Raw genomic sequence first — 23,852 nt, forward strand, 5'->3', positions numbered from 1 at the left:
AGCGGTTTGATGCGGCTTTGCCTAGGCCGCGAGTTATAAATCCGGGCAGAACGCATGCTTCGTATCGCGCGGTTTGCGCTTGTCTCGCGACCTGTCTCCGCCTATCCCGAAATATCGCCCATGGGCCTCGTTTGACATGGAATTAGAAACGCCGTGATCCTCGACGCCGCCCGTGCCGCCTTGAGCCGGCTGTTCTCGCCCGAATTCCGTTCCGTGTTCCTGAAGACACTGGGGCTGACCTTGCTGGCGCTGGCGGCGCTGTGGTTCGGGATCAAGAGCCTGTTCGAATGGCTGGCCTGGCCGTGGATCGATGCATGGCTGCCCGCCCTACCCTCCTGGGCCGGATGGCTGGGCGCCGTCGTCGCCGGCATCGGCCTTGCGCTGGGCTTGGCGCTGCTCATCGCGCCGGTGACGGCGATCATCGCCGGCCTGTTCCTCGACGACGTCGCCGAAGTGGTCGAGCGCACCGATTATCCAAACGACCCGCCCGGCCGCGCCGTGCCGGCGTTGCGCTCGCTGGTGCTGGCGATCCGGTTTTTCGGCGTCGTCATCCTCGGCAACATCGTCGCCCTGCTGCTTCTGCTGGTGCCGGGCATCAACATCGCCGCCTTTTTCGTCGTCAACGGCTATCTGCTCGGGCGCGAGTTCTTCGAATTCGCCGCCATGCGCTTTCGCCCGGAGGCCGAGGCACGGGCGTTGCGCAGGAAATATGCGGGCACGGTGTTTCTCGCCGGGCTGCTCATTGCTGCTTTTCTTGCCGTGCCGCTGCTCAACCTTCTGACGCCGCTCTTCGCCGCCGCCATGATGGTGCACCTGCACAAGGCGATCTCGGCGCGGGAAGGGAGCTAGCGCAGCAGAAAGCCGCGCCCCAGTTCATCATCGTCCTCGACGATGAATTCGGCCCGCCCTGAATAATAGGCGCGGCCGCCGACGCGGGCGATGATGGCATCATGCGGCCCGGCCGTGGCCGTGCGTACGACCGCGCCGGAAAAGCGCGAGCCGGCAATGCTCTCGAACAGCCGCGTCCGGCCAATTTCGATCTGGCCCTTGGCGTGCATGGCCGCCAGCCGCGCGGTGACGCCGGAGCCGGTCGGCGAACGGTCGACCTCGGCTTCAGCGAAAACGCAGATGTTTTTGGTCGGCGTATCGGAGAACGCATCCTGTCCGTCGGTCAGGATTGTGCCGTAGAGAAAGGCGAGATCGGCATGGTCGGGATGCGACAGCGGCAATTCGGCCTTCAGCTTATCAGTCAGCGCGGTCGCTGCATCGACGAAATCGCGCACCCGGTTCCTGCCAAATTCCAGCCCGAACTGGCGGCAGTCGGCCAGTGCATAGAAGGCGCCGCCATAGGCGATGTCGAAGCCGACCGGACCATAGCCCGGCAGCTCGATCCGCTGGTCGCCGACGAACAGAAACGCCGGCACGCTTTCGAAGGACACCGCGCCGGCCTTGCCATCCCTTACCTCGACTGCAGTCGAAATCAGCCCGCATGGCGCCTCGATATTGACGGTCGACAGCGGCTCGCGTGGCGCCACCAGCCGCTCGTCGACGGCGTAGCGGCCGAGCGCGACGATGGCGTGGCCGCACATCGTCGAATAGCCCTCATTGTGCATGAACAGCACCGCGAGGTCGGCGCCCGGCAGGTCGGGCTCCACCAGCAGCGCGCCATACATGTCGTAATGGCCGCGCGGCTCGAACATCAGGATCTTTCTGAGATGATCGAGATGGTCGCGCACATACGCACGCTTTTCGAGGATCGTGCCCTTGGGAATATCGGGGTAGCCGCCGGTGACGATCCGCAGCGGCTCGCCGCCGGTGTGCATGTCCACGACCGTGAGCGTCATTTGCCGGACCCGACCTAGGCGGAAGGTTTGGCAAACAGCGCCTGCAGCTTGCCGAACGGCATGGCGGCGCGGGTGAAGCCGAAGGTGCCATCCTGCTGGATCTCGCGCGCCGCGGTCTCCAGCATCCCGAAGGCGAAATTGGTCAGCCATGGGCCGAGCGAGACGCGCTTTACCCCCGCCATGGCCAGGTCGGCGATGGTGAAGCCGGGCCCGGCCATGACGTTGACCGGCTTGGTCAGCGCCGAGCAGACGGTTCGCACCATCTCGATGTCGCCCAGCCCCGGTGCATAGAGCACGTCGGCGCCGGCCTTCTCGAAGGCCTGCAGCCGCTTGATCGTATCGTCGAGGTCGGGCTTGCCCCACAGGAAATTCTCGGCCCGCGCGGTGAAGACGAAATCGCGTTTCAGTGCCCGTGCCGCTTCCGCCGCCGCCGCGACGCGCTCGACGGCATGCGCAAAATCATAGATCGGCTTGTCGGGCTCGCCGGTATGGTCCTCGATCGAGCAGCCGGCGAGGCCAGCCGCCTCGGCGGCGAAGATGGTCTCGCCGGCACTTGTCGCGCTGTCGCCCTTGCCCTTTTCGAGGTCCGCCGAAACCGGCAGCCCGGTCGCCGCTGACACTTCACGGCAATGATGGATCATCGCCTCGAACGTCACCGCGCCGTCCGGCAGGCCGCGCGAAAAGGCAAAGCCGGCGCTGGTCGTGGCCAGCGCCTTGAAGCCGAATGAGGCCAAGAGCTTGGTCGTGCCGACGTCCCAGGAATTGGCCATGACGAAGATCGAGGCATGCAGGTCGCGAAAAATCTTGCCCTTGTCCATGGATGCTCCCCTCCAGTGCAGAATGTGAGGCAAATTCTAGCCCGGCGGAAGGCGCCGGGCAAACAAATGCGGTTGGCTCAGAAGCGTTTGGCGTTGTCATCTGCCAATCGATCCAGCGCGTCGGAATCCTTGACGTAGCGCGAAGCATTTTTGTCCCAATGATAGGTGACGGAGATGTCGCGCGAAGACGCCTCTGGCGGCGGCTGGCCGTCGCAGCTTTCTTCTCCCGGCAGCGTCGCGTCGGTCACCGTGACCTTGATGGCTGCATAGGGCTGGCCGTCGGCGATCACCTGGAACGCCGCATTCTGTGTCCTCCTATGAGTGCAGAGGTTTTCGTCGAACGTATAGATCATGTCGATCAGCTCGAACCTGTCGTTGCGGACCATGATCAGCGGCGTGATCCCATAGCCCTGGCTCGAATTGAAATGCATGCTCATGCTGATGATGGCGTCATCGCCGGGCCCGATCGACAGCTTGCCCGGATCGCGAAAGTAGGTGCTGCGGTCGACGGCGACATTGACCGCGTCGAGCAAGGCCGGCTTGCCGGTGATGTCGTAGAGTGCCAGCGCGGCATAGCCCTCGGCGCTGTCAGGCGAGTCGCCGAGGTCGAGCAGCATCGCCAGCCGGTCCTTGCCGCCGGCCTTGATGCCGAGCACGTCGCCGCTGGAAAGACCCGACGTCGCCGGCGGCGAGCCGTCGTAGTCCGGTCCAGCGACGTGGCGCATCTCGATCGGCATCGAACCTCGGAAAAAACCGTCCTTGTCCGCGGTCAGATCGGGAATGACCATCCTGGCGAGATCGAGATAGGTGACATCGCCGTGGCCGGGGACGGCGCTGCCGAGCTCCGGGAAACTGACGGCCTCCGCGCTGGCCGTCGTCCAAAGACAGGGCAGCAGCAGGCAGGCAAAGATGAAACGAAGCAGGGAGAAGGTCATGCGCGCGCGCTCGTTATCTCGGGCGCGCGCAAGCTAGAGCATTTTGCGACCAAGAGGAAACACCTGGCGTTGCCTCACTATGTTGGCTTGGCTTGGCTCGCCAGGGTCTGCTGGAAAACCGGCACCAGCTGATCCATGGCGGCTGCGAGCCACGCGCCGAGTTCGTCGGGCAGAGTGTCGTGAATCCAGACCAGGCGGCTCCGGCCCTCGCCCTCGGCAAAGACCTGCATGGAGGTATTATCGTGGGTGACCTCGTCGCCGAGCCATCCCCACACGATCCGCCGGCTCTGCTCGTCGCGGGCGATGAGCCGCTCTCGCACAATCTTGCCGTCGGCGAAAGTAAGGGCCCGTACCGCGCCCTCATCCACCCGGCAGTCGACGAAAACGCCTGGGGCTATCCGTTGGGCGCCGCCCGCGAAGTCGCCCACCGTCGCCCAATCGCTGTCCGGTGAAGCATCTACGATGATTTCCCTGATTATCGAAGCCATGTTTCGCCTTCCCTTCGTTAACAGGTAGACCTGTCTGTCTACATATGGATGTATACAGACCTGTCTGCTATACAGTCAAGACATGTCCGCAGCCCGAATCAACGATCGTCCCGAAAGCCTTGCGCGTCGTCGCATCCTCGATACGGCGACCGCACTGTTTTCTCTGGAGGGGGTCCGTGCAGTCGGGATCGACCGCATCATCGCCGAGGCCGGCGTTGCCAAGGCGACGTTCTATCATCACTTCGCGGCCAAGGACGACCTCGTCCGCGCCTATATCGAGGAGCTCAGCAAGGGAGGACGGGCGGCAATCGCGAGCCTTGGCCGGCGGCCACCTCGCCAGATGATCCTTGCCATATTCGATCTCATCGCCGACGCGGCGGATCAGCCGGGCTACCGCGGCTGCCCGTTTCAGAACGCCGCTGCTGAATATCCGGACCCCAGCAGCCCGGTTCGCCAGGCGATCGATCAGCATCGTCACTGGAAGTGGGGCACCCTCAGGGACTTGCTGATCGCCGACGCAGATCCCGATCCGGACCGCACCGCGGACGCGCTAACGGTGGCGGCCGACGGCCTCCTTGTCGTCAGTCATCTCGACAGGCCGGCCAATCTGCGCAGTCTCATACGCGACACGGTCGACCGAGTACTTGGGGCGCCGCGCCCGGTCTGAGATCGGGCGCGCATGCAGGCTGCGCAAAGGCGATCAGTGGATCGGCACCAGCCCGGCCAGTTCACGCATGTCGTCGAACAGGATGCCGCCGGCTTCGATCAGCCCGTCGCGGTCGGAAAGCGGGTCGCCGTGGTAGGAATAGACGCGCATGCCGGCGGCGATGCCGGCTGCCGTGCCGGCGACGCTGTCCTCGATGACGATGCAGTCGGCGGGTGCGAAGCCCATCGTCGCTGCCGCATGCAGGAAGAGGTCGGGGAACGGCTTACCGCGCGAGACCATGGTCGAGCTGAACAGCGCATGCTCGAACAGCGGCAGCAGCCCGGTCTGACCGAGCGTGATGTGCATTTTCGATACCCGTGCCGACGAGGCGACGCAGGTGGCGATGCCGGCGGCGTGCACGGTTTCGATGAACTCGCGAACGTAGGGGATGGCCTCGACGCCATGCGCGAACAGGTCCGGCAGGCCGGCGTTCCAGCGCTCGACGAAATCGGCGCCGAGGCTGACGCCGGTCGCCTCGACTTCCTTCTGCACCGAGACCATGCTGCGGCCGGAGAAATTCTTCCGGCAATATTCGAAGCTGGCCGGAAAGCCGGCCGCGGTCAGCCATTCGGCGAGGCGCCGATTGGCCAGGTTCTCGGTGTCGACCAGAACCCCGTCGCAATCGAAGATGACGAGCTTGGGTATTTTCATCAGGCCGTGCCGGTCGATCCGAAGCCGCCCGAGCCGCGCGTTGTGCCGCCAGCCAATGTGCGCTCCTCGACGGTCGCCTGCGTCACCGGGGCGAAGACGATCTGGGCGATCCGCATGCCCCGCGTCACCGCGAAATCCTCGTCGCCGAGATTGATCAGCAGCACCTTGACCTCGCCGCGATAGTCACTGTCGATGGTGCCCGGCGTGTTGAGGCAGGTGAGCCCGTGCTTGAAGGCGAGGCCCGAACGCGGCCGGACCTGGCCTTCGACGCCCTCCGGAATTTCCAGGACCAGCCCGGTCGGCACCAGCGCGCGCTTTCCCGGCAGGATCAAGAGCGGCCTGTCGTCCGGGACGGCGGCGCGCAGGTCCATGCCGGCGGCGCCCGAGCTTTCATAGGCCGGAAGCGGCAAGCCCTCGCCATGCGGCAGCCTGACGAAGCCGACAGCCGGACCGATGACGGAGGTGGGATAAAGTGCTGCGCGCATGAGGCTGATCCTATCGTCGCGAACGCCGGCTCAGTCAACTCGGCGGCAATGCTATCAACGGCTTTCTTTCAGTGCGGTTCCGCCTCAGCGCAGTTCCATCGGAACGACCGTGGTCTCCTTGATCTCCTCCATGACGAAGGAGGCCGAAACGTCGGATAGTGCCACCTTGGCGATCAGCCGTTGATAGAGCCGGTCATACGCCTTCACATCGGCGACGCGGGCGCGCAGGACATAGTCGAGATCGCCGGACATGCGGTAAGCGCCGGTGATCTCGGCAAAGCCGGTCACCGCCGCCCGGAATCTTTGCAGCCAGTCGGGATCGTGGTTGGAGGTGCGGATCAGGATGAACACCGAAAGGCCGAGCCCAAGCTTGTCGGCATCGACCAGCGCCACCCGGCCGGTGATGACGCCGTCCTCCTCCAGCCGCTTCACCCGGCGCCAGCAGGCATTGCGCGACAGCGATATTCTTGCCGAGAGCTGGTCGACGGACAGCGTGCCGTCGCGTTGCAGCTCGGCCAGCAATCTCCGGTCTATTTCGTCGATTTCCGGCGCCATGTGGGATGTTTGTCCCAAAATTCAGCCTTTCACAAGGACAATTTGAGACCGATGAACCGAACACCCATGCCAGTATACTCATCGCCGGCTCTTCATGCCGGCAGGAGGGATCGACGTGACCGCACGGCTCGCAAGACTTTTCACCTCTCACCCGGCCGCGGTCGGCGAGAGTTATTTCGGCCATATGGCTTTCGCCGCATGGTTCTCGTCGCGATTGTTCATGGCGGCCTTTGCCGCGCTCGTTCATGCTTTCTTGCCGTTTCTGTTCGAGACCACGGCAAGCGGCATCATCCGTGAGCTCTATGAGCGGACGCACAACAGAGGACGGTAAGCCGCAGAGGTACCGAGCGCAGCGAGGCCGCTGGACAGCGCCGACCCTCAACAGGCCCCGCAGCGCAATCCCGATCAAGCGCCGCCATCGTCGAATGCCGAGCCAGGCTTGTATCCACGCGCCAATCCGCCATTTTGAGGATCGCGGCGCGATAGCCCGGAGCATTCACCATGGACATCGTCTTTTCCTCGACCACCAAACTGGCCGCGGCCATCCGCGACCGTACGGTTTCCGCAATAGAGGTGCTGGACGAGCATCTGGCGCAGATCGACAGGCACAATAAGGCGGTCAATGCCGTCGTAACCCTCGATCGGGACGGTGCGCGGCAACGCGCCGTCAAAGCCGACGACGCGCAGGCGCGCGGCGAGGCCCTTGGGCCGCTGCATGGCGTGCCGTTCACACTGAAAGACACGCATGAAACCGCCGGCATGAGAACCACCGTCGGCTTCCCGGCCTTCGCCGACTATGCTCCGAGGGCAGACAGTCCGGTCGTTGCCCGGCTGAAGGCGGCAGGCGGCGTGCTGGTGGGCAAGACGAACGTGGCGACGATGCTCGGTGACTGGCAGTCTGACAATCCACTGTTCGGCCGCACCGGCAACCCCTGGAACCTCCAGCGCACCGCCGGCGGCTCCAGCGGCGGTGCGGCGGCGGCACTCAGCACCGGTATGACGCCGTTCGAGGTCGGCACCGACATGCAGGATTCGATCCGGCTGCCGGCCGCCTTTTGTGGCGTCTACGGCCTCAAGCCGACCGAGCACCGCGTCTCGCTCGCCGGCGCCTTCCCCGATCCAGGCGGGGCGCCGCACAGCGTGAGGCTGATCTCCTGCCTCGGACCGATGGCGCGCAGCGTCGAGGACCTGGCACTGATCTACGGCCTCATTGCCGGGCCGGATGGAAGCGATACCGACCTTGCGCCGGTACCGGTCGAAACCATGCCGGAGCTGGATCTCAGAAATTTGCGCATTGCCGTCGCGCCGTCCTTTCCGGGCTTTCCGGTGGCCGGCGAGATCAGCGCGGCGGTCGAAAGTCTGGCAAAGGAGCTTCAGTCGGCAGGCGCCATCGTCGAGGATGCCAAATTGCCGAAGCTCGACCTGCACGACGACCTGGAGCAAGGCGGTGCGCTGATCGGCATGATGCTGGAGGCGGCCCAGCCCCAACCGCGGGAGAAGCCGACGCCGGTCTCGCGCTGGTTCGAGGCGCTCGCCCGCCGCGACCGCTCCATCCTGGCGTGGGAACGGTTCTTCGACGGCTGCGACGCCTTGCTGTGCCCGGTCGCCATGGCCACCGCCTTCCCGCATTGCGAGCCGGGAACGCCGATCGGGGTCGACGGCAAGACGCAAAGCTACTGGATGCTGCCGGCCTATGGCGCGGTGTTCAACTACAGCGGCCATCCGGCACTGTCGCTGCCCTGCGGACAAGATCGCGACGGCCTGCCCATCGGACTACAGCTTGTCGGCAAACGCTGGTCGGAGCGGCGCCTGCTCGGGATCGCCAGGGCAATCGAGCCGCTGGCCGGCGGCTTTCGCCGCCCGCCCGGTTATTGAGTAAACCGCGCCAGTCCGTAGGGATCAAGCAGCGGATCGCGCTCGCCGTCGAGGATTTCGCGGGCGGCGAACAGGGCGACGGCCGGCGCCAGCGTGATGCCGGAATGCATGACCGCAACATAGACGCCGCTCGTGCCTTCGGCGCGGCCTATGATCGGAAAGCCATCGACCGGGGTCGGCCGGTAGCCAATGGTGTGGAAATCGAGTTCCAGCCCATCCGCGCCGCGCAGCATCGCCTTCATCGCCGCAAACAGGTCGCGGGCGGTGGCCGGGGCATCCATGCCGGGATCGGCGCCGCCGAAATCCGAGCCGGCGATGACGCGGCCTTCCGCCGTCTGGCGCATATGCAGGCGGTCGCCGATCACCAGGCCGTTGAGCAGCTTTTCGTAGGGGCGCGAATGCACGATCAGGCCGGGCGGCGTTTCGATCGGCAGTTCTATCCCGGCTGTGGCAGCGATTGCCGGAGAGCCGGCTCCGGCCGCGATCACCACCTCGTCGGCAGCAATCCGCCCGCCGGATGTATCGACGCCGGCAAGCCTGCCGTTGGCTTGCACCAGAGCGGTCGCGGTCGTCCCGGCTACAATTCGCGCGCCGCGCCGTTCGGCGTCGGCCAGCAGTGCTTGCGTGGCGGCGACCGGCTCGGCAACGCCTTCCTCGGCGACATAAAGGGCGAAATCGGGAAGCTCGGTCAGATTGGGCTCGATGCGGGCCGCTCCGGCAAGGTCGACACGCTCGATGCCGTAGCCCCATGCGGAGTGCTCGGCCGCATAGGCTTCGAGTTCGGGACGTGGCAGGTCCCAGCACAGGCCGCCGCACCATTGCAACGGGATGCCGGGCACCTCGTTCGCCAGTCGCGTCCATTCGGCCATCGATCGAGTCCGTAGTCGGAAGTAAGGCTGCGGATTACCCCAGCTGGCATTGATCCAGGCAAAGGAATTCGGTGTCGCGACGCCGCCGGCGCCGCTGCCGGCAACGACCGTCACCTTTGCTCCAGCCCTGGTCAGGTGCCAGGCGATGGAGGCGCCGATGATACCGGCGCCGATGACGATCACTTCTTTCGCAGCTGTCATGCTTCACTCCTCGTTCCAACGCCACCACTGCGATGCCATTGCCCGTGGGTTCTGCCAAGAGCGAGCCATATCAAATGTGCCTCTTGACTTTAATACGTACGTACGTACTTTACCTGGCATGGCTAGACATTCACTTCGCGAAAAACTTCTCGACGCCGGTTTCAAAACCATCTGGAGCTCCGGCTATTCGGCCGCCGGCGTACGCGACATCGTCGCCGCGGCCGATGCCCGTCCGGGGTCCTTCACCAATCATTTTGCCTCCAAGGAGGCGTTCACCGGCGAGGTGCTGGACCGCTATTTCGCCTATGTGAGCGGTTTGGCGGAGCAGGCCCTTGCCCGGGACGGCACGCCCCCGGTCGGGCGCTTGCGCCGCTATCTCGAAATCATCACGTCGAAGCTGGAGGCGCATGATTGGGCACGGGGCTGCATGATCGGCAATCTCAGCCTCGAGACGGCGGCTCACAGTGAGGCGCTGAGGCTGCAACTCGTCGCCATCTTCGAACGCTGGCGCAAGCCCTTTGCCGAATGCATCGCCGAGGGCCAGGCGGCTGGCGACATCACCGACGCGTTCGATGCCGAGGACCTCGCCGATTTCCTGTTGAGTTCCTGGCAAGGCGCGATGCTGCGCATGAAGGTGGAGCGCAGTCCCGAACCGCTCGAGCGTTTCAAGAATATCGTCTTCAAAACAGTCTTCGTAAAAAAGGAGCTGATCCGATGAACCCGAAACTCGAAAAGCAGCAATCCCGCACAACGGTGCCGCGCTCGGAAGTCGCGGTACTCGATTCCACCATCTCCTATGTCGAGGCAGGTACTGCCGGTCCGACGGTGCTATTCCTGCACGGCAACCCGACGTCGTCCTACATCTGGCGCGACATCATCCCGCATGTGGCGCCGTTCGGCCGCTGCATTGCGCCCGACCTGATCGGCTATGGCCAATCCGGCAAGCCGGACATCGACTATCGCTTCTTCGACCACGTCCGCTATCTCGACGCCTTCATCGAGACGCTTGGCATCAGTGACGTGGTGGTCGTCGCGCAGGACTGGGGCACCGCGCTCGCCTTCCATCTCGCGCCCAGCGGCCGCAGCGGATCCTCGGCCTCGCCTTCATGGAATTCATCCGCCCCTTCGAGAGTTGGGACGATTTTCACCAGCGTCCGCAGGCGCGCGAATTGTTCAAGGCAATGCGCACGCCTGGCGTCGGTGAGAAGCTTGTCCTGGAAGACAACGTCTTCGTCGAAAAGGTGCTTCCGGCTGCGGTGCTGCGCACGATGAGCGATGAGGAAATGGCCTCCTACCGGGCACCGTTCCCGACGCCGCAATCGCGCAAGCCGATCCTGCGGCTGCCGCGCGACCTGCCGATTGAAGGCCAGCCCGCCGATGTCGCTGCCATCAGCGAGCACGACCATCGGGCGCTCCGGCTCTCCTCCTACCCGAAGCTGCTTTTCTCAGGCGATCCGGGGGCCCTCGTCTCGCCGCATGCGGCACGGGAATTCGCGGCCGGCATGAAGAACTGCCGGTTGATCGATCTCGGACCCGGCGCGCATTATCTACAGGAGGACCATGCCGACAGGATCGGCGCCACAATTGCCGAGTGGATTCCGGAGGTGGCCTTCGAGAGCCGAGCGACCGAATCGGCCTGACGTCGGGACGTGAACCGGCGGCAGCCGGAGAGGTCGACAGCTTAGCTCTGCCGGTGCCAAGCGATGGAGGCGCCAATGATGCCGGATCCAATGACGATGATGTTCTTGCTCACGGCCGTGTACCTTCAAACGCCCAGGACTTCTTGCCCTCATTGCCACCATGCTACAGACTTACCAAGGGCGTTGCCGGGACCGCTCTCGAAGCGGGTCGATGACGATCGCCTCACTGGAAACGTTCAGCTCAATCACATGAGGGTCATTTGCGCCGCTGGATAAAAGGGTTGGTTTTTGCTGCAGCCGGAGCCGCCATTGTCTATGCCGTCTTCTTTGGCCCGCTGCCGTTCGTTCGATCTTAGTGGCAGGACGACAACTGGCTGGATCCTTTGCATAAACGCCATCGCATCGCTGACAGCCTGGTGCTGACTGGGTGGTTGGTTGGGAAATCGCGGGCAGAAGTCCTTGCGGCGCTCGGCGCGCCGCCTGAGACCGACAAGTTCTCCGATTGGAGCCTGGTCTATGTCCTTGGCCCGGAAAGGGGATTGCTTTCGATCGACTATGAATGGCTCGCCATCCGCACGGATGATGCCGGTTCGGTCACTGAAGCGGCTGTGATCCGTGACTGAACTCGCGGCCCGCAGTGATATTGGCATCATCTGGCATTGAGTGCGAAGGGTGTTTCCGTTCGACAGGCCGGAAAAGCGCTGCTAGAAGCCCGCGCCACAGACAGGATTCCATGAAATTGGCTGAAGACATCGAACAAGCGGTATCGCGCCGCCGCACTTTCGCGATCATTGCCCACCCCGACGCCGGCAAGACGACGCTCACCGAAAAACTGCTTTTGTTCGGCGGCGCCATCCAGCTTGCCGGCGAGGTCAAGGCCAAGAAGGACCGCATCCAGACCCGCTCGGACTGGATGAAGATCGAACGCGAGCGCGGCATTTCGGTGGTCACCTCGGTGATGACCTTCGAATACGAGGACACCGTCTTCAACCTGCTCGACACGCCCGGCCACGAGGATTTCGCCGACGACACCTATCGCACGCTGTCGGCGGTCGACAGCGCGGTCATGGTGATCGACGCCGCCAAGGGCATCGAGCCGCGCACGCTGAAACTGTTCGAGGTCTGCCGGCTGCGCGATATCCCGATCATCACCTTCGTCAACAAAATGGACCGCGAAAGCCGAGACCCATTCGACATCCTCGACGAGATCGAGCAGAAGCTGGCACTGGATACAGCGCCGATCACCTGGCCGATCGGCCGCGGCAAGACCTTTTCCGGGACCTACCATCTGGCGCTGAACGCGGTGCGCAAGGGCGACGCCGAAAAGGAGCGCACGCCGGTCAATGGACCCGATTCCAACCGCGTCGCCGGCCTGTTGCCGGAGAACGAGCGCGAGGCCTTCATCGAGGAGCTGGAGCTGGCGCGCGCGGCCTGTCGCCCGCTCGACCTCGATGCCTTCCGCGAGGGCCATCTGACCCCGGTCTATTTCGGCTCGGCGCTGCGCAATTACGGCGTGCGCGACCTGATCGAGGCACTCGGCGCCTATGGGCCGCCGCCGCGCGCGCAGGAGGCCGACAGCCGCAAGGTCGAGGCGACAGAGGACAAGATGACCTCCTTCGTCTTCAAGATCCAGGCCAATATGGACCCCAATCACCGCGACCGCATCGCTTTCGTCCGCGTCTGCTCCGGCAAGCTCGAGCGCGGCATGAAGGCCAAGCTGGTGCGCACGGGAAAACCGATGAGCCTGTCGGCACCGCAATTCTTCTTCGCCCGCACCCGCGTCACGGCCGACGAGGCGTTCGCCGGCGATGTCGTCGGCATCCCCAACCACGGCACGCTGCGCATCGGCGACACGCTGACCGAAGGCGAGGAGATCCTGTTTCGCGGCGTGCCGAATTTTGCGCCTGAAATCCTGCGCCGCGTTCGCCTCGGCGATGCCATGAAAGCCAAGAAGCTCAAGGAAGCACTGCACCAGATGGCCGAGGAAGGCGTCGTGCAATTGTTCTCGCCGGAGGACGGCTCGCCGGCCATCGTCGGTGTCGTCGGCGCCCTGCAGCTCGATGTCCTGAAAGAGCGGCTGAACTTCGAATACACCCTGCCGGTCGATTTCGAGATGTCGCGCTTTTCCGTCTGCCGCTGGATATCGGCCGACGACAGGGCCGAGCTCCAGCGCTTCATCGAGGCGCATCGCGGCGACATCGCCCGCGATCTCGACAACGATCCGGTGTTCCTCGCCCAGCACGCCTTCTCGCTCAACTACGAGGCCGAGCGCTGGAAGGCGATCCGCTTCACCGCGGTCAAGGATTATCAGGTCCGCGACAGGGCGGCTTGAGCTGTTGGTTTTCCCTTCTCCCCTTGTGGGAGAAGGTGTCGCCGAAGGCGACGGATGAGGGGTGTTCCAGAAAACACCAACGTCTCATTCCGTCCCACACCCCTCAACCGTCTCGGCGCTTCGCGCCGATCCACCTTCTCCCACAGGGGGAGAAGGCAAGATCGCGTTCCATTCACCCCTTGGCTGCCTCTTCGATCTTGGCGATGTCGATCTTGCTCATCTGCATCATCGCCTGCATCACGCGGCCAGCCTTTTCCGTGTCGGGGTCCAGCAGCAGCCTGGGCAGCTGTTCGGGAACGACCTGCCAGGAGAGGCCGAATCTGTCCTTCAGCCAGCTGCACTGGCTGGGCTGGCCACCGCCCGCGATGAGCCTGTCCCAGAAATAGTCGACCTCTTCCTGCGTCTTGCAGTCGATGGAGAGCGAGACTGCCTGGGTGAACTTGAATTGCGGGCCGCCGTTGAGCGCCTGGAACTGAACGCCGTCGAGCTCGAATGAGACCATCAGCACCTTGCCCTCATTATCGCCGCTGCCCTTGGGCCAGCGCATCACGCTCAGCACCTTCGAATTCTTGAAGATGGAGATGTAATGGTTCATGGCCTCCTCGGCCTGGTCGTCGAACCACAGGCAGGGGGTGATCTTTTGCATTCGCTTGCTCCTCGGGCTGGTTTTGGCTTGTTTCGCTCGCAAACGGCCGGCTGGCAATTGATGCCCGGTCCGCCGTCTGCTCAAGGACGCTCGAGCAAACCACGATCCGACAGCGCTTCTGACTTTTTTACGGCCTGGACCGGCTGCGTCTTTGGCTGGCCGCTCGTTCCGCACCCTGGCGCAGCGCAAAATTGTGGCCAGACCAGAGTGTGCCGTCTATAAGGCCTGCGGCTCAATTCCGGTTTTCCGCACCTTTGGGCGCGACGCAGACAGCAAGGACAGTTCAATGCCCGCCTACCGTTCCCGCACCACCACCCATGGCCGCAACATGGCCGGCGCCCGCGGCCTGTGGCGCGCTACCGGCATGAAGGATTCGGATTTCGGCAAGCCGATCATTGCCGTGGTCAATTCCTTCACCCAATTCGTGCCGGGCCATGTCCATTTGAAGGATCTCGGCCAGCTGGTTGCCCGCGAGATCGAAAAAGCCGGCGGCGTTGCCAAGGAGTTCAACACCATTGCCGTCGATGACGGCATCGCCATGGGCCATGACGGCATGCTCTATTCGCTGCCGTCGCGCGAATTGATCGCCGACTCGGTCGAATACATGGTCAACGCGCACTGCGCCGACGCGATGGTCTGCATCTCGAATTGCGACAAGATCACGCCCGGCATGCTGATGGCGTCGCTGCGCCTCAACATCCCGACCGTCTTCGTCTCCGGCGGGCCGATGGAGGCCGGCAAGGTGGTGCTCGCCGGCAAGACCCAGGCGCTTGACCTGGTCGACGCTATGGTCGCAGCCGCCGACGACAAGGTGTCCGACGAGGACGTCAGGATCATCGAGCGCTCGGCCTGTCCGACCTGTGGCTCCTGCTCCGGCATGTTCACCGCCAATTCGATGAACTGCCTGACCGAGGCGCTCGGCCTCTCGCTGCCCGGCAACGGCTCGACGTTGGCCACGCATGCCGACCGCAAGCGGCTGTTTGTCGAGGCCGGTCATCTGATCGTCGATCTCGCCCAGCGCTATTACGAGCAGGACGATGACACCGCGCTGCCGCGCAGCATCGCCTCGAAGGGCGCCTTCGAGAACGCCATGACGCTCGACATCGCCATGGGCGGCTCGACTAACACGGTCCTGCACATCCTCGCCGCAGCACATGAGGGCGAGGTCGACTTCACCATGGAGGACATCGACCGGCTGTCGCGGCGGGTGCCGGTGCTGTGCAAGGTGGCTCCGGCCAAGGCTGACGTCCACATGGAGGATGTCCATCGCGCCGGCGGCATCATGGCCATCCTCGGCCAGTTGGATAGCGCCGGGCTGATCAACCGCGACCTGCCGACGGTGCACGCCGCAAGCCTCGGCGAAGCGCTCGATCATTGGGATATTTCGCGCACCACCAGCCAGAATGTCCGCGATTTCTTCCTGGCGGCACCCGGCGGCGTGCCGACGCAAGTCGCGTTCAGCCAGGACCGCCGCTGGGACGATCTCGATCTCGACCGCGAGAAGGGCGTCATCCGCTCGGCCGAACATCCTTTCTCCAGGGATGGCGGCCTTGCCGTGCTGAAAGGCAATCTGGCACTCGATGGCTGCATCGTGAAGACGGCGGGCGTCGATGAATCGATCCTGAAATTCACCGGTCCGGCAAGAGTGTTCGAAAGTCAGGACGCCAGCGTCAAGGCGATCCTGTCGAACGAGATCAAGGCCGGCGATGTCGTCGTCATTCGCTATGAAGGGCCACGCGGCGGACCCGGCATGCAGGAAATGCTCTACCCGACCAGCTATTTGAAGTCGAAAGGCCTCGGCAAAGCCTGCGCACTGATCACCGACGGTCGTTTTTCCGGCGGCACCTCCGGCCTGTCGATCGGCCATGTCTCGCCGGAAGCCGCGGAAGGCGGTCTGATCGGGCTGGTCAGGGAAGGCGACACGATCGAGATCGATATCCCCAACCGCACCATCAGGCTTGCTGTCGACGACGCCGAACTCATCGCCCGTCGCGCCGCGATGGAGGCCAGGGGAACGGCTGCCTGGAAGCCCGAAGAAAAGCGCAAGCGCAAGGTGACGACGGCCTTGCGCGCCTATGCGGCGATGGCGACAAGTGCCGCCAAGGGGGCGGTGCGGTACGTGCCGGAATAGAGGCTTTTCCTTCTCCCTTTGTGGGAGAAGGTGGATTGGCGCGCAGCGCCAAGACGGTTGAGGGGTGCTGGACGGAGTGCCGCCGGCGCCAAGCTGGAACACCCCTCGTCTGGCCGCTTCGCGGCCACCTTCTTCCACAAGGGAAGAAGGGAAGGGCCGCGCCTGAAGGTTCCGCCTTGCGGCAGCACGCTGCATGGAAAGAAACGGCTTTTTTGAACGAGGTGGCGCTAGATGGATTTTGACCTTGTGGTGCGCGGCGGGACGCTGCCCGACGGCAGGATCGCGGATATCGGCATCGTCGGCGAAACGATCGCAGCGATAGAGCCCGAGCTGAACGTCAGCGCCGGCACGGCGATCGATGCCCATGGCAATCTGGTCTCGCCGCCCTTCGTCGATCCGCATTTCCATATGGACGCCACGCTTTCGCTCGGCATTCCGCGCATCAATGTCTCGGGCACGCTGCTCGAAGGCATCTCGCTTTGGGGCGAGTTGAAGCCGCTTCTGACCCACGAAGCGGTGCGCGACCGTGCGCTCGCCTATTGCGACTGGGCGGTGTCGATGGGCCTGCTCGCCATCCGCACCCATGTCGATGTTTGCGACGACCGCCTGCTGGCGGTCGAGGCGCTGCTCGACGTGAAGAAGACGGTTGGCCCCTATATCGACCTGCAGCTGGTCGCCTTCCCGCAGGACGGGTTTTACCGCTCGCCGACGGCGCGCGACAACACCATCCGGGCGCTCGACATAGGCGTCGATGTCGTCGGCGGCATTCCGCATTTCGAGCGCACAATGGCCGACGGCACGCGCTCCGTCACCGAGCTCTGCGAAATCGCGGCGAAGCGCGGCCTGATGGTCGACTTGCATTGCGACGAGACCGACGATCCGCTGTCGCGCCACATCGAGCAGCTTGCCTATGAGACGCAGCGGCTCGGGTTGCAGGGCAGAGTGGCCGGCTCGCACCTGACATCGATGCATTCGATGGATAATTACTACGTTTCGAAGCTATTGCCGCTGATTGCCGAGGCCGGCGTTTCGGCGATCCCCAATCCGCTGATCAACATCATGCTGCAGGGCCGCCACGACACCTTTCCCAAGCGCCGCGGACTGACGCGGGTCAAGGAGATGCTGGCGCAAGGCATCCGCGTCGGCTGGGGCCAGGATTGCGTGCTCGACCCCTGGTATTCGCTGGGCACCGCAGACATGCTCGACGTCGCCTTCATGGGCCTGCATGTCGCGCAGATGTCGAGCCCGGCCGAGATGGCGCGCTGCTTCGATATGGTCACCAACGTCAATGCCGCCATCATGGGCCTCGACCACCTTGGCCTGGCGGTCGGCAAGCGCGCCAGCCTGGTCGTTCTCGATGCCGGCAACCCAGTCGAGGCCCTGCGGCTGCGCCCAGAGCGCCTCTGCGTCATCGCCAGGGGCAAGGTGGTGGCCGAGCGCAGCCGGCAGGACACGCGGCTTTCGATCGCCGGAAGGCCGGGCACGGTGAACCGGCGCCACGCTTAAAGCGCGTCGCGTTTGAACGGACCCACGCGACGCGCTTTAAGGTCTTGTTTTTAAGCGTGTCGTTATCGCAAAACCGCTGCACACTTTTGCGCGACATGCATTAGTCCAGCCGATTTCCGGCGCTGGTCTTACCGAATTCTCGATTTTCGCCTCGTCATGGCCGCAGCTTGCGACTACGACGCGGGTCACCGTACCCCACGGCGAGGAACCGGTAACGGAATGGCGCGGCCCGCAGCCCAGTGCTCAACGATCATGAACGTGCTGCTGGCCGGCATCCTGCTGATGCTCGCCGGCGACTTCCTGTTTGCGCTGAACGACGCGATGGGCAAGTGGCTGGTCGCCAGTTTTTCCGTCGGCCAGGTCGTGCTGATCCGCTCGATCGGCGCGTTTTTCATACTCGGGCCGATGATTGCACATCAGGGTGCGGCCAAGCTGTTTCGCATGGAGCGGCCGGAGCTGCAGCTGCTTCGCGTGGTGATGACGACGCTCGACACGGCGCTGTTCTACGCGGCGGTCGTCTATCTGCCGCTCGCCGATGTGATGAGTTTTTACATGGCCGGGCCGATCTATGTCGCGGCGCTGTCGCACTTCCTGCTCGGCGAAAGGGTCGGCTGGCGCCGCTGGGCGGCTATCCTGGTCGGTTTCTGCGGCGTGCTGATCATGCTGAAGCCGTCCTCGGCCGCGTTCTCGCTGTCGTCGATGTTCGCGCTCGCCGGCAGCATTTCCTTTGCCTTCGCCATCATCCTCAATCGGCGGCTGCGCGGCACCAGCGACACCTCGCTGGTCACCTGGCAAACCATCGGCACGCTGCTGGTCGGCGCTGCGTTGACCCTCGGTAGCTGGAAGACGCCGTCCTCGCTCGATTTCGGCGCCATGCTGCTTCTCGGCATCGTCTCCTGCGGCGCGCATCTGATGATCACCAGGGCGTTGAAGCTGGCGCCGGCCTCGACCTTGGCGCCGCTGCATTACAGCCTGCTGTTGTGGGCAGTGGTCTTCGGCCTCGCCTTCTTCGGCGATGTGCCTGGGCCGCGCATCCTGATCGGCTCGGCCATCGTCGTGCTGGCCGGCCTGTTCATCTTCCACCGCCAGAAGGTGGTCGATTCCGTGCCGCCGGAAAATGTGCCGAAGGGCGTGAATTAACTCCGGCGCACTGCCGCGAGATGCCGCGAAAATTCCGGCGTCTCCATCAGCGCCTTGCAGCGCACAAACCGGCCGTCGGCATAGGCGCGAAAGTCGTCGGCCGGATTTTTGTTGGCAAGCTGGATCAAGCCCCAGAGCGTCCACAACAGGTCGCACATCGCCTTGTAGATGACGATGCGGCCGCGCTCCGCCGGTCTCGGCTCGCCGCCGACATAGGCGCGCATCATTTCTTCGTCCTGGGCCTCGTCGAATTGCCCTTCGACCGAGAGGTCGCCGAGATCCCAGAGCGGATCGTTCATGCCGGAATATTCCCAGTCGACGATCCACATCCTGTCGCCCGTATCAAGAAAGTTCTCGCATAGCGGGTCGCAATGGCAGGCGACGATCGGCAGAGATTGAGCCGCAAGTGCTGAGCGCACTGCCTCCGCCTCGCGGACCACATCGTGGTAGCCGGCAGGCAGGGCGACGTCCCTGGTTGACAGCACTTTCAGATAATCGTCGATCATCGCAAACAGCTCGAAGCGGAAGGGGAACACCGCGCCGGATGTGTGCAGTCTGCGAAAGGCCTTGCCGGCGCGTGCCGGGCTGCCCGGCCGAGTCTTAAACTTTTCCGGTGACATCGTCTCGGCACCGGCAACGAAGCGGGTCACCAGCACGCCGGTCTCGGCATCGACATGCAGCACATCGGGACTGACGCCGGCCTTCGCCGCTTCCCGCGCCGCCACTGCCTCGTTGGCACGGTTGATGTATTCCTTGGTACCCTTGCCGGGGATACGCAGGCAGAAATCCTTACCCCTGAAGACGAGGTTGGTGAGACCGCCGAGCCGTTCCAGAGGGCCGTCATAGCCGGCCAGCATCGGAATGGCCGCAAGTGCCGCGCGCGCCCGGTCGTCCGCCATGGATTTCGCTCCTTTCCCCGTATTATTGGGACGACGACGGTTCCACAGTTTTCGCCGTTTGGCTATGATCGCGTTGCGGATCGATACCAGGCGACGGAAAGCGATGACGGACAGCAAACATCAGAGCGCACTCGCCGCCGCCTATGCGGCGAAGCGGCCGGAAGACGTCGCGGCACTCTACGACAGTTGGGCAGGCACCTATGACGCCGACATGTCGGCGGCTCGCTATCGCCATCCCACCATCTGCCTTGCCTTGCTGGCCCGCCATCTGGCGCGCGGCGCCGCTCCTCTGCTCGATGCCGGCGCCGGCACCGGGCTCATCGGCGAATGGCTTGCCATTACCGGTTATCCGCAGGTCGAGGCGCTCGACATCTCGGAAGGCATGCTGGCGCAAGCCGCGCGCAAGGGCGTCTATTCAGCGCTGCACTGCCTGGCGCTTGGCGGACCGCTGCCCTTCGTGGACGACGCCTATGCCGGGATCATCTCAGCCGGCGTCTTCACGTCCGGCCATGTCGGGGCCGAGGGTCTGGACGAGCTGATCCGCATCTGCCGGCCGGGCGGGGTGATCGTGCTGACAGTGAAGAACACGCTGTGGGATGCCGGGTTTGCCGCGCGGATCGCCGAGCTCGAGGCGCAAGGCACCGTCACGCGCGCCGAAGAGACGCCGCCCTATGTTTCGATGCCAGGCGAGGCCGATACCGTGCCGAGCCGGGGGCTGGTGCTCATCGTGAACTGAGGCTGAAACCGGAAGGCTCTACGCCTTCACCTTTGCTCCTGCCGGATCGTAAAGCGGCTCGAGGTGTATCTTAGCCGGCGTCCGTTCCATTGCCACCACCAGCTCGTAGTTGCCGGAAGTGAGGAAATCATCGTTGACGCCATCGGCATTGCGCACATAGCCGTAGCCGATGTTCTTGCCGATGGTGTAGCCATAGCCGCCGCTGGTGAGATAACCGACCGCCTCGCCGTTGCGCAGGATGGTCTCGCGCCCGAGCAGCACGACGTCCGGATCATCGACAGTGAAGCCGGCAAAGCGTTTCCCGAGCGTCGAGCCATCGAGCTTTTCAAGCGCCCGCCGGCCGAGGAAATCGGTATTCTTCCTGAGCTTCACCGCCCAGCCGAGGCCGGCCTCCTGCGGCGTGTCGTTGGGTGTAATGTCGGCGCCCCAGGCGCGGTAGCCCTTTTCCAGCCGCAGCGATTCCAGCGCCCGATAGCCGACCGGGCGAATGTCGTGGACAGCGCCCGCCGTCATCAGCGCGTCGAAAACCTCGCCCGTCGCCGCGATCGGCGCATGCAGTTCCCAGCCGAGTTCGCCGACATAGGTGACGCGCAGTGACCGGACGGCGTGACCGGCAATGGCGATCTCGCGAACATGGCCGAATGGAAAGGCGGCATTCGAGACGTCGGCATCGGTCACCGCTGACAGCACGTCACGGGCGCGCGGCCCCATCAGCGACAATGTGCCGAAATCCTCCGTGATGTCGGTCAGCGTCACGTCGAACTCCCTGCCGATATGATCGGCAATCCAGGAGAAATCATGCGTGCGGAAACCGGTGCCGGTGACGATGTAGAATTTTTCCTCACCGAGCCTCGCCACGGTCAAATCGGCCTCGATGCCGCCGCGCGTGTTGAGAAGCTGCGTGTAGGTCAGCCGGCCGACCGGCTTGGCGACGTCGTTGGCGCAGATCCAGTCCAGCGCCTTCAGCGCGTCGGCTCCGGTCATTTCGTATTTGGCGAAAGACGACTGGTCGAAAATTCCGATCTTTTCGCGCACGTGGCGGTGCTCGTCGCCAACCGCCGGGAACCAGTTCTGCCGGCCCATCGAATAGACGTCCTTCGGCTCGATGCCTTCCGGCGCGAACCAGTTCGGCCGCTCCCAGCCAAGTTTCGAGCCGAACACGGCGCGATGTTTTTGCAGCCGCTCGTACAAAGGCGAGACGATGCGCGGCCGGCCGCTGACATATTCCTCATGCGGGAAGCCGATCGTGTAGTGCTTGCCATAGGCTTCCAGCGTGCGGTCGCGGACCCATTGCCGGTCGCGGTGGAGATCGGAGAAGCGGCGGATGTCGACCACCCACAGATCGAGCGGCGCCTCGCCGTCGACGACCCATTGCGCCAGCACCCAGCCGGCGCCGCCGCCGGACGCGATGCCAAAGGCATTGAAGCCGGCGCCGACGAACATATTGGCGCATTCCGGCGCCACACCGAGGATGAAATTGCCATCCGGCGTAAAGCTCTCCGGCCCGTTGATCATCTGCTTGACGCCGGCATTGGCGAGCGCCGGGACACGCTCGATCGCCTGGCTCATATGCTGCTCGAAATGATCGTAATCATCGTCGAACAGCCGGAACTCCCAATCGTCCGGCACATCGCCGCCCGGTAGACCGGTCGTCCACGCCTGCGGGTTCGGCTCGTAGCCGCCCATCACCAACCCGCCGACCTCCTCCTTGAAATAGGTGCGGCGATCGGGGTCGCGAATTGTCGGCGCGTCGGTCGGCAGGCCATCGATCTTTTCGGTGATGATGTACTGGTGCTTCACCGGCTGCAGCGGCACGTTTATCCCTGCGAGCGCACCCACCTGCCGCGCCCATTGCCCGGCGCAGTTCACTACCTTGTCGCAGGCGATATCGCCTTTGCTGGTCTTTACCGCGGTGATGCGGCCGTCTCTCATTTCGAAGCCGGTGACTCGCACCTCCTCGAACAATTTTGCGCCATGCATGCGCGCACCCTTGGCCAGCGACTGGGTGATGTCGGAAGGGCTTGCCTGACCGTCGGTCGGCAGCCAGGACGCGCCGACGAGGTCGCCGGTTTCCAGCAGCGGCCACATTTCCTTGACCTCGGCCGGCGACAGCAGATGCATGTCCATGCCGAAGCTCTTAGCCGTCGTTGCCAGCCGCTTATACTCGATCCAGCGGTCGCCATTGGTGGCGAGGCGCAGGCAGCCAGTCATCTTCCAACCGGTGGCGAGGCCGGTTTCGGCTTCCAGCCCCTTGTAGAGATCGACCGAATATTTGAGCACGCGCGTGATCGACGCCGACGAGCGCAGCTGGCCGACCAGCCCGGCAGCATGCCAGGTCGAACCCGAGGTCAGTTTGCCCTGTTCGAGCAGTACGATTTCGGCCTTGTGGTCGCGCGCCAGATGATAGGCCGTCGAACAGCCGATGATGCCACCGCCGATGACGACGATCCCGGCCTGGGCGGGCAAGGTCATGTCCGCGTCCCGTATTTTGTCCTGTAGTTTTCCAGGGCGGCTTCGAGCCGCGCCAGGTTTTCGTCGGCGTAGGCGGCGTAGTCGACACCGGGCGCGTCGAGGTAAAGCTCGGAAACCATGCCCCACATCGCCTCACGCAGCAGCGACGCGCATTGCATGGCGGCGTGCGAGCGCCGTATCGCCGGGTCCGGCTCCTTCATGAAATAGGCGGTGAGGAAGGCGAAGGACTCCTCGTCGCTCATGCCTGCATTCGACGCCGCGCCGGCAAGGTCGAACATCGCGGTGTTGAAGCCTGCATATTCGAAATCGATGAGCCACAGCCTGTGACCGTCGTCGATTATGTTAGCCGGCAAGAGGTCATTATGGCCGAAGACGATCGGCAGCAGCTTTTGCGCGCGCTCGAGCTCGTCCGCCAGCGTCAGCAGGCGCGGCAGTTCGCCCAGCTTGCGGCTGCGGCCTTCCTCCAGCGTGCGCGCATAGTCGCGAATGACATGGAATACCCAGAACATGAAGCCGGCGCCGGAGACATGACCGGGCATCTCCCGGTGGAAACCGCGCAGCAACGCGGCAACGCGGCCGAGATCGGCGCGCACGTCCTGCGCGACATAGGCCTTGGCGCCGAGGTACTCCGTCACCATGACGCCGGGTCCAGTGTAGTGGACGGCCGGAGCGAAGCCTGCCGCGTGCGCTGCCCGCGCCGTCATCATCTCGCGCTCGCGAAAGACATGGTGGAACGGATAGTCCTGGCCGAGCCGCACGACGTGCCGCCCGGCCGCGTCCTTGACCAGATAATTGGCATTGCTCAGCCCGCCCGGCAGCGGCGCGATGTCGATGCTGCCGGTCCAGCAAGGCAGCGCACGGATGCGGTCTTCGACAGTCACGATGTCGTCCAACATTGGGTCAATTTTCCACGCATGTCACGG

Annotated in this window: 23 protein-coding genes and 1 pseudogene; 12 read left to right on the plus strand and 12 right to left on the minus strand. The window is 64.1% G+C overall.

Annotation, left to right across the window (positions count from 1 at the left end; genetic code table 11):
• The first annotated feature begins 153 nt into the window (after window positions 1-153).
• The gene (locus tag NKJ15_RS01365; protein ID WP_352767193.1) at window positions 154-849 is read left to right on the plus strand and encodes a sulfate transporter family protein; all 696 of its coding nucleotides are present in this window, start codon (window positions 154-156) and stop codon (window positions 847-849) included.
• Here the strand turns inward: NKJ15_RS01365 and NKJ15_RS01370 are convergent.
• From NKJ15_RS01370 to NKJ15_RS01385, 4 genes are all read right to left on the minus strand, one after another.
• Window positions 846-1,844 carry a proline racemase family protein gene (locus tag NKJ15_RS01370; RefSeq protein WP_352767195.1) on the minus strand — a complete coding sequence of 333 codons (999 nt, stop codon included), beginning with the start codon at window positions 1,842-1,844 and terminating at the stop codon, window positions 846-848. The genes NKJ15_RS01365 and NKJ15_RS01370 overlap by 4 nt on opposite strands.
• A 14-nt stretch (window positions 1,845-1,858) precedes the next feature.
• A complete protein-coding gene (locus NKJ15_RS01375) occupies window positions 1,859-2,662 on the minus strand; it encodes an isocitrate lyase/PEP mutase family protein (RefSeq protein ID WP_352469965.1) in 804 nt (267 codons plus the stop codon).
• Window positions 2,663-2,739: 77 nt separating this feature from the next.
• Complete coding sequence (locus tag NKJ15_RS01380) at window positions 2,740-3,597, minus strand: hypothetical protein (RefSeq protein WP_352767198.1); 858 nt, start codon at window positions 3,595-3,597, stop codon at window positions 2,740-2,742.
• Between the two features lie 77 nt (window positions 3,598-3,674).
• A complete protein-coding gene (locus NKJ15_RS01385) occupies window positions 3,675-4,085 on the minus strand; it encodes an SRPBCC family protein (protein ID WP_352813797.1) in 411 nt (136 codons plus the stop codon).
• 82 nt (window positions 4,086-4,167) lie between these two features.
• Between NKJ15_RS01385 and NKJ15_RS01390 the strand changes: the two genes are divergently transcribed.
• On the plus strand, window positions 4,168-4,752 hold the full coding sequence (locus NKJ15_RS01390; RefSeq protein WP_352767202.1) for a TetR/AcrR family transcriptional regulator: 585 nt from the start codon (window positions 4,168-4,170) through the stop codon (window positions 4,750-4,752).
• A 33-nt stretch (window positions 4,753-4,785) separates the two neighbouring features.
• Here NKJ15_RS01390 and NKJ15_RS01395 read toward each other — a convergent pair whose 3' ends face one another.
• The 3 genes from NKJ15_RS01395 to NKJ15_RS01405 all read right to left on the minus strand — a co-directional run bounded on the left by NKJ15_RS01395 (window position 4,786) and on the right by NKJ15_RS01405 (window position 6,482).
• Window positions 4,786-5,442, minus strand: coding sequence for an HAD family hydrolase (locus tag NKJ15_RS01395; RefSeq protein ID WP_352458656.1), 657 nt, complete (start codon window positions 5,440-5,442; stop codon window positions 4,786-4,788).
• Entirely contained in the window at window positions 5,442-5,927 is a 486-nt protein-coding gene (gene dut, locus NKJ15_RS01400; protein ID WP_023717930.1) for a dUTP diphosphatase, read from the minus strand. Before dut ends, NKJ15_RS01395 begins: the two co-directional genes overlap by 1 nt.
• A gap of 84 nt (window positions 5,928-6,011) precedes the next feature.
• The gene (locus NKJ15_RS01405; RefSeq protein ID WP_023676368.1) at window positions 6,012-6,482 is read right to left on the minus strand and encodes an Lrp/AsnC family transcriptional regulator; all 471 of its coding nucleotides are present in this window, start codon (window positions 6,480-6,482) and stop codon (window positions 6,012-6,014) included.
• A gap of 115 nt (window positions 6,483-6,597) precedes the next feature.
• On the opposite strand from NKJ15_RS01405, the gene NKJ15_RS01410 reads away from it, so the two are divergent.
• Complete coding sequence (locus tag NKJ15_RS01410) at window positions 6,598-6,813, plus strand: DUF6356 family protein (RefSeq protein ID WP_352469961.1); 216 nt, start codon at window positions 6,598-6,600, stop codon at window positions 6,811-6,813.
• 170 nt (window positions 6,814-6,983) lie between these two features.
• On the plus strand, window positions 6,984-8,357 hold the full coding sequence (locus NKJ15_RS01415; RefSeq protein ID WP_352813799.1) for an amidase: 1,374 nt from the start codon (window positions 6,984-6,986) through the stop codon (window positions 8,355-8,357).
• Here the strand turns inward: NKJ15_RS01415 and NKJ15_RS01420 are convergent.
• Window positions 8,351-9,427, minus strand: coding sequence for an NAD(P)/FAD-dependent oxidoreductase (locus NKJ15_RS01420; RefSeq protein WP_352767205.1), 1,077 nt, complete (start codon window positions 9,425-9,427; stop codon window positions 8,351-8,353). The genes NKJ15_RS01415 and NKJ15_RS01420 overlap by 7 nt on opposite strands.
• A gap of 118 nt (window positions 9,428-9,545) precedes the next feature.
• Here NKJ15_RS01420 and NKJ15_RS01425 point away from each other — a divergent pair, with 118 nt between their 5' ends.
• The 4 genes and pseudogenes from NKJ15_RS01425 to NKJ15_RS01440 all read left to right on the plus strand — a co-directional run bounded on the left by NKJ15_RS01425 (window position 9,546) and on the right by NKJ15_RS01440 (window position 13,399).
• Window positions 9,546-10,145 (plus strand): TetR/AcrR family transcriptional regulator, encoded by a 600-nt coding sequence (locus NKJ15_RS01425; protein WP_352614617.1) that lies wholly within the window; start codon window positions 9,546-9,548, stop codon window positions 10,143-10,145.
• Window positions 10,142-11,067: pseudogene (locus NKJ15_RS01430) on the plus strand (haloalkane dehalogenase). The gene NKJ15_RS01425 and the pseudogene NKJ15_RS01430 overlap by 4 nt, the downstream one beginning before the upstream one ends.
• 383 nt (window positions 11,068-11,450) lie before the next feature.
• The gene (locus tag NKJ15_RS01435; protein WP_352813801.1) at window positions 11,451-11,690 is read left to right on the plus strand and encodes a hypothetical protein; all 240 of its coding nucleotides are present in this window, start codon (window positions 11,451-11,453) and stop codon (window positions 11,688-11,690) included.
• 110 nt (window positions 11,691-11,800) lie between these two features.
• Window positions 11,801-13,399 (plus strand): peptide chain release factor 3, encoded by a 1,599-nt coding sequence (locus tag NKJ15_RS01440; protein WP_502893745.1) that lies wholly within the window; start codon window positions 11,801-11,803, stop codon window positions 13,397-13,399.
• A 172-nt stretch (window positions 13,400-13,571) separates the two neighbouring features.
• Here the strand turns inward: NKJ15_RS01440 and NKJ15_RS01445 are convergent, their stop codons facing one another.
• Window positions 13,572-14,045 (minus strand): VOC family protein, encoded by a 474-nt coding sequence (locus tag NKJ15_RS01445; protein WP_352743080.1) that lies wholly within the window; start codon window positions 14,043-14,045, stop codon window positions 13,572-13,574.
• 286 nt (window positions 14,046-14,331) lie between these two features.
• On the opposite strand from NKJ15_RS01445, the gene ilvD reads away from it, so the two are divergent.
• The 3 genes from ilvD to NKJ15_RS01460 all read left to right on the plus strand — a co-directional run bounded on the left by ilvD (window position 14,332) and on the right by NKJ15_RS01460 (window position 18,822).
• Window positions 14,332-16,176, plus strand: coding sequence for a dihydroxy-acid dehydratase (ilvD, locus tag NKJ15_RS01450; RefSeq protein ID WP_352767211.1), 1,845 nt, complete (start codon window positions 14,332-14,334; stop codon window positions 16,174-16,176).
• A 231-nt stretch (window positions 16,177-16,407) separates the two neighbouring features.
• On the plus strand, window positions 16,408-17,682 hold the full coding sequence (locus NKJ15_RS01455; RefSeq protein WP_352469954.1) for an amidohydrolase family protein: 1,275 nt from the start codon (window positions 16,408-16,410) through the stop codon (window positions 17,680-17,682).
• A gap of 219 nt (window positions 17,683-17,901) precedes the next feature.
• Entirely contained in the window at window positions 17,902-18,822 is a 921-nt protein-coding gene (locus NKJ15_RS01460; protein ID WP_352813803.1) for a DMT family transporter, read from the plus strand.
• Here NKJ15_RS01460 and NKJ15_RS01465 read toward each other — a convergent pair.
• Entirely contained in the window at window positions 18,819-19,721 is a 903-nt protein-coding gene (locus NKJ15_RS01465) for a phosphotransferase (RefSeq protein ID WP_352813804.1), read from the minus strand. The two genes, NKJ15_RS01460 and NKJ15_RS01465, sit on opposite strands and share 4 nt — an antisense overlap.
• 103 nt (window positions 19,722-19,824) lie before the next feature.
• Here NKJ15_RS01465 and NKJ15_RS01470 point away from each other — a divergent pair, with 103 nt between their 5' ends.
• Window positions 19,825-20,457, plus strand: a complete 633-nt coding sequence (locus NKJ15_RS01470) for a class I SAM-dependent DNA methyltransferase (RefSeq protein WP_352813806.1) — start codon at window positions 19,825-19,827, stop codon at window positions 20,455-20,457.
• Window positions 20,458-20,475: 18 nt separating this feature from the next.
• Here the strand turns inward: NKJ15_RS01470 and NKJ15_RS01475 are convergent, their stop codons facing one another.
• Both NKJ15_RS01475 and NKJ15_RS01480 read right to left on the minus strand, forming a co-directional pair.
• Window positions 20,476-22,929, minus strand: coding sequence for a GcvT family protein (locus NKJ15_RS01475; RefSeq protein WP_352813807.1), 2,454 nt, complete (start codon window positions 22,927-22,929; stop codon window positions 20,476-20,478).
• Window positions 22,926-23,810 carry a phosphotransferase family protein gene (locus NKJ15_RS01480; protein ID WP_023676353.1) on the minus strand — a complete coding sequence of 295 codons (885 nt, stop codon included), beginning with the start codon at window positions 23,808-23,810 and terminating at the stop codon, window positions 22,926-22,928. Before NKJ15_RS01480 ends, NKJ15_RS01475 begins: the two co-directional genes overlap by 4 nt.
• Window positions 23,811-23,852 lie beyond the last annotated feature (42 nt).

It is taken from the genome of Mesorhizobium sp. M0207, from assembly GCF_040321995.1.
Taxonomy (GTDB): domain Bacteria; phylum Pseudomonadota; class Alphaproteobacteria; order Rhizobiales; family Rhizobiaceae; genus Mesorhizobium.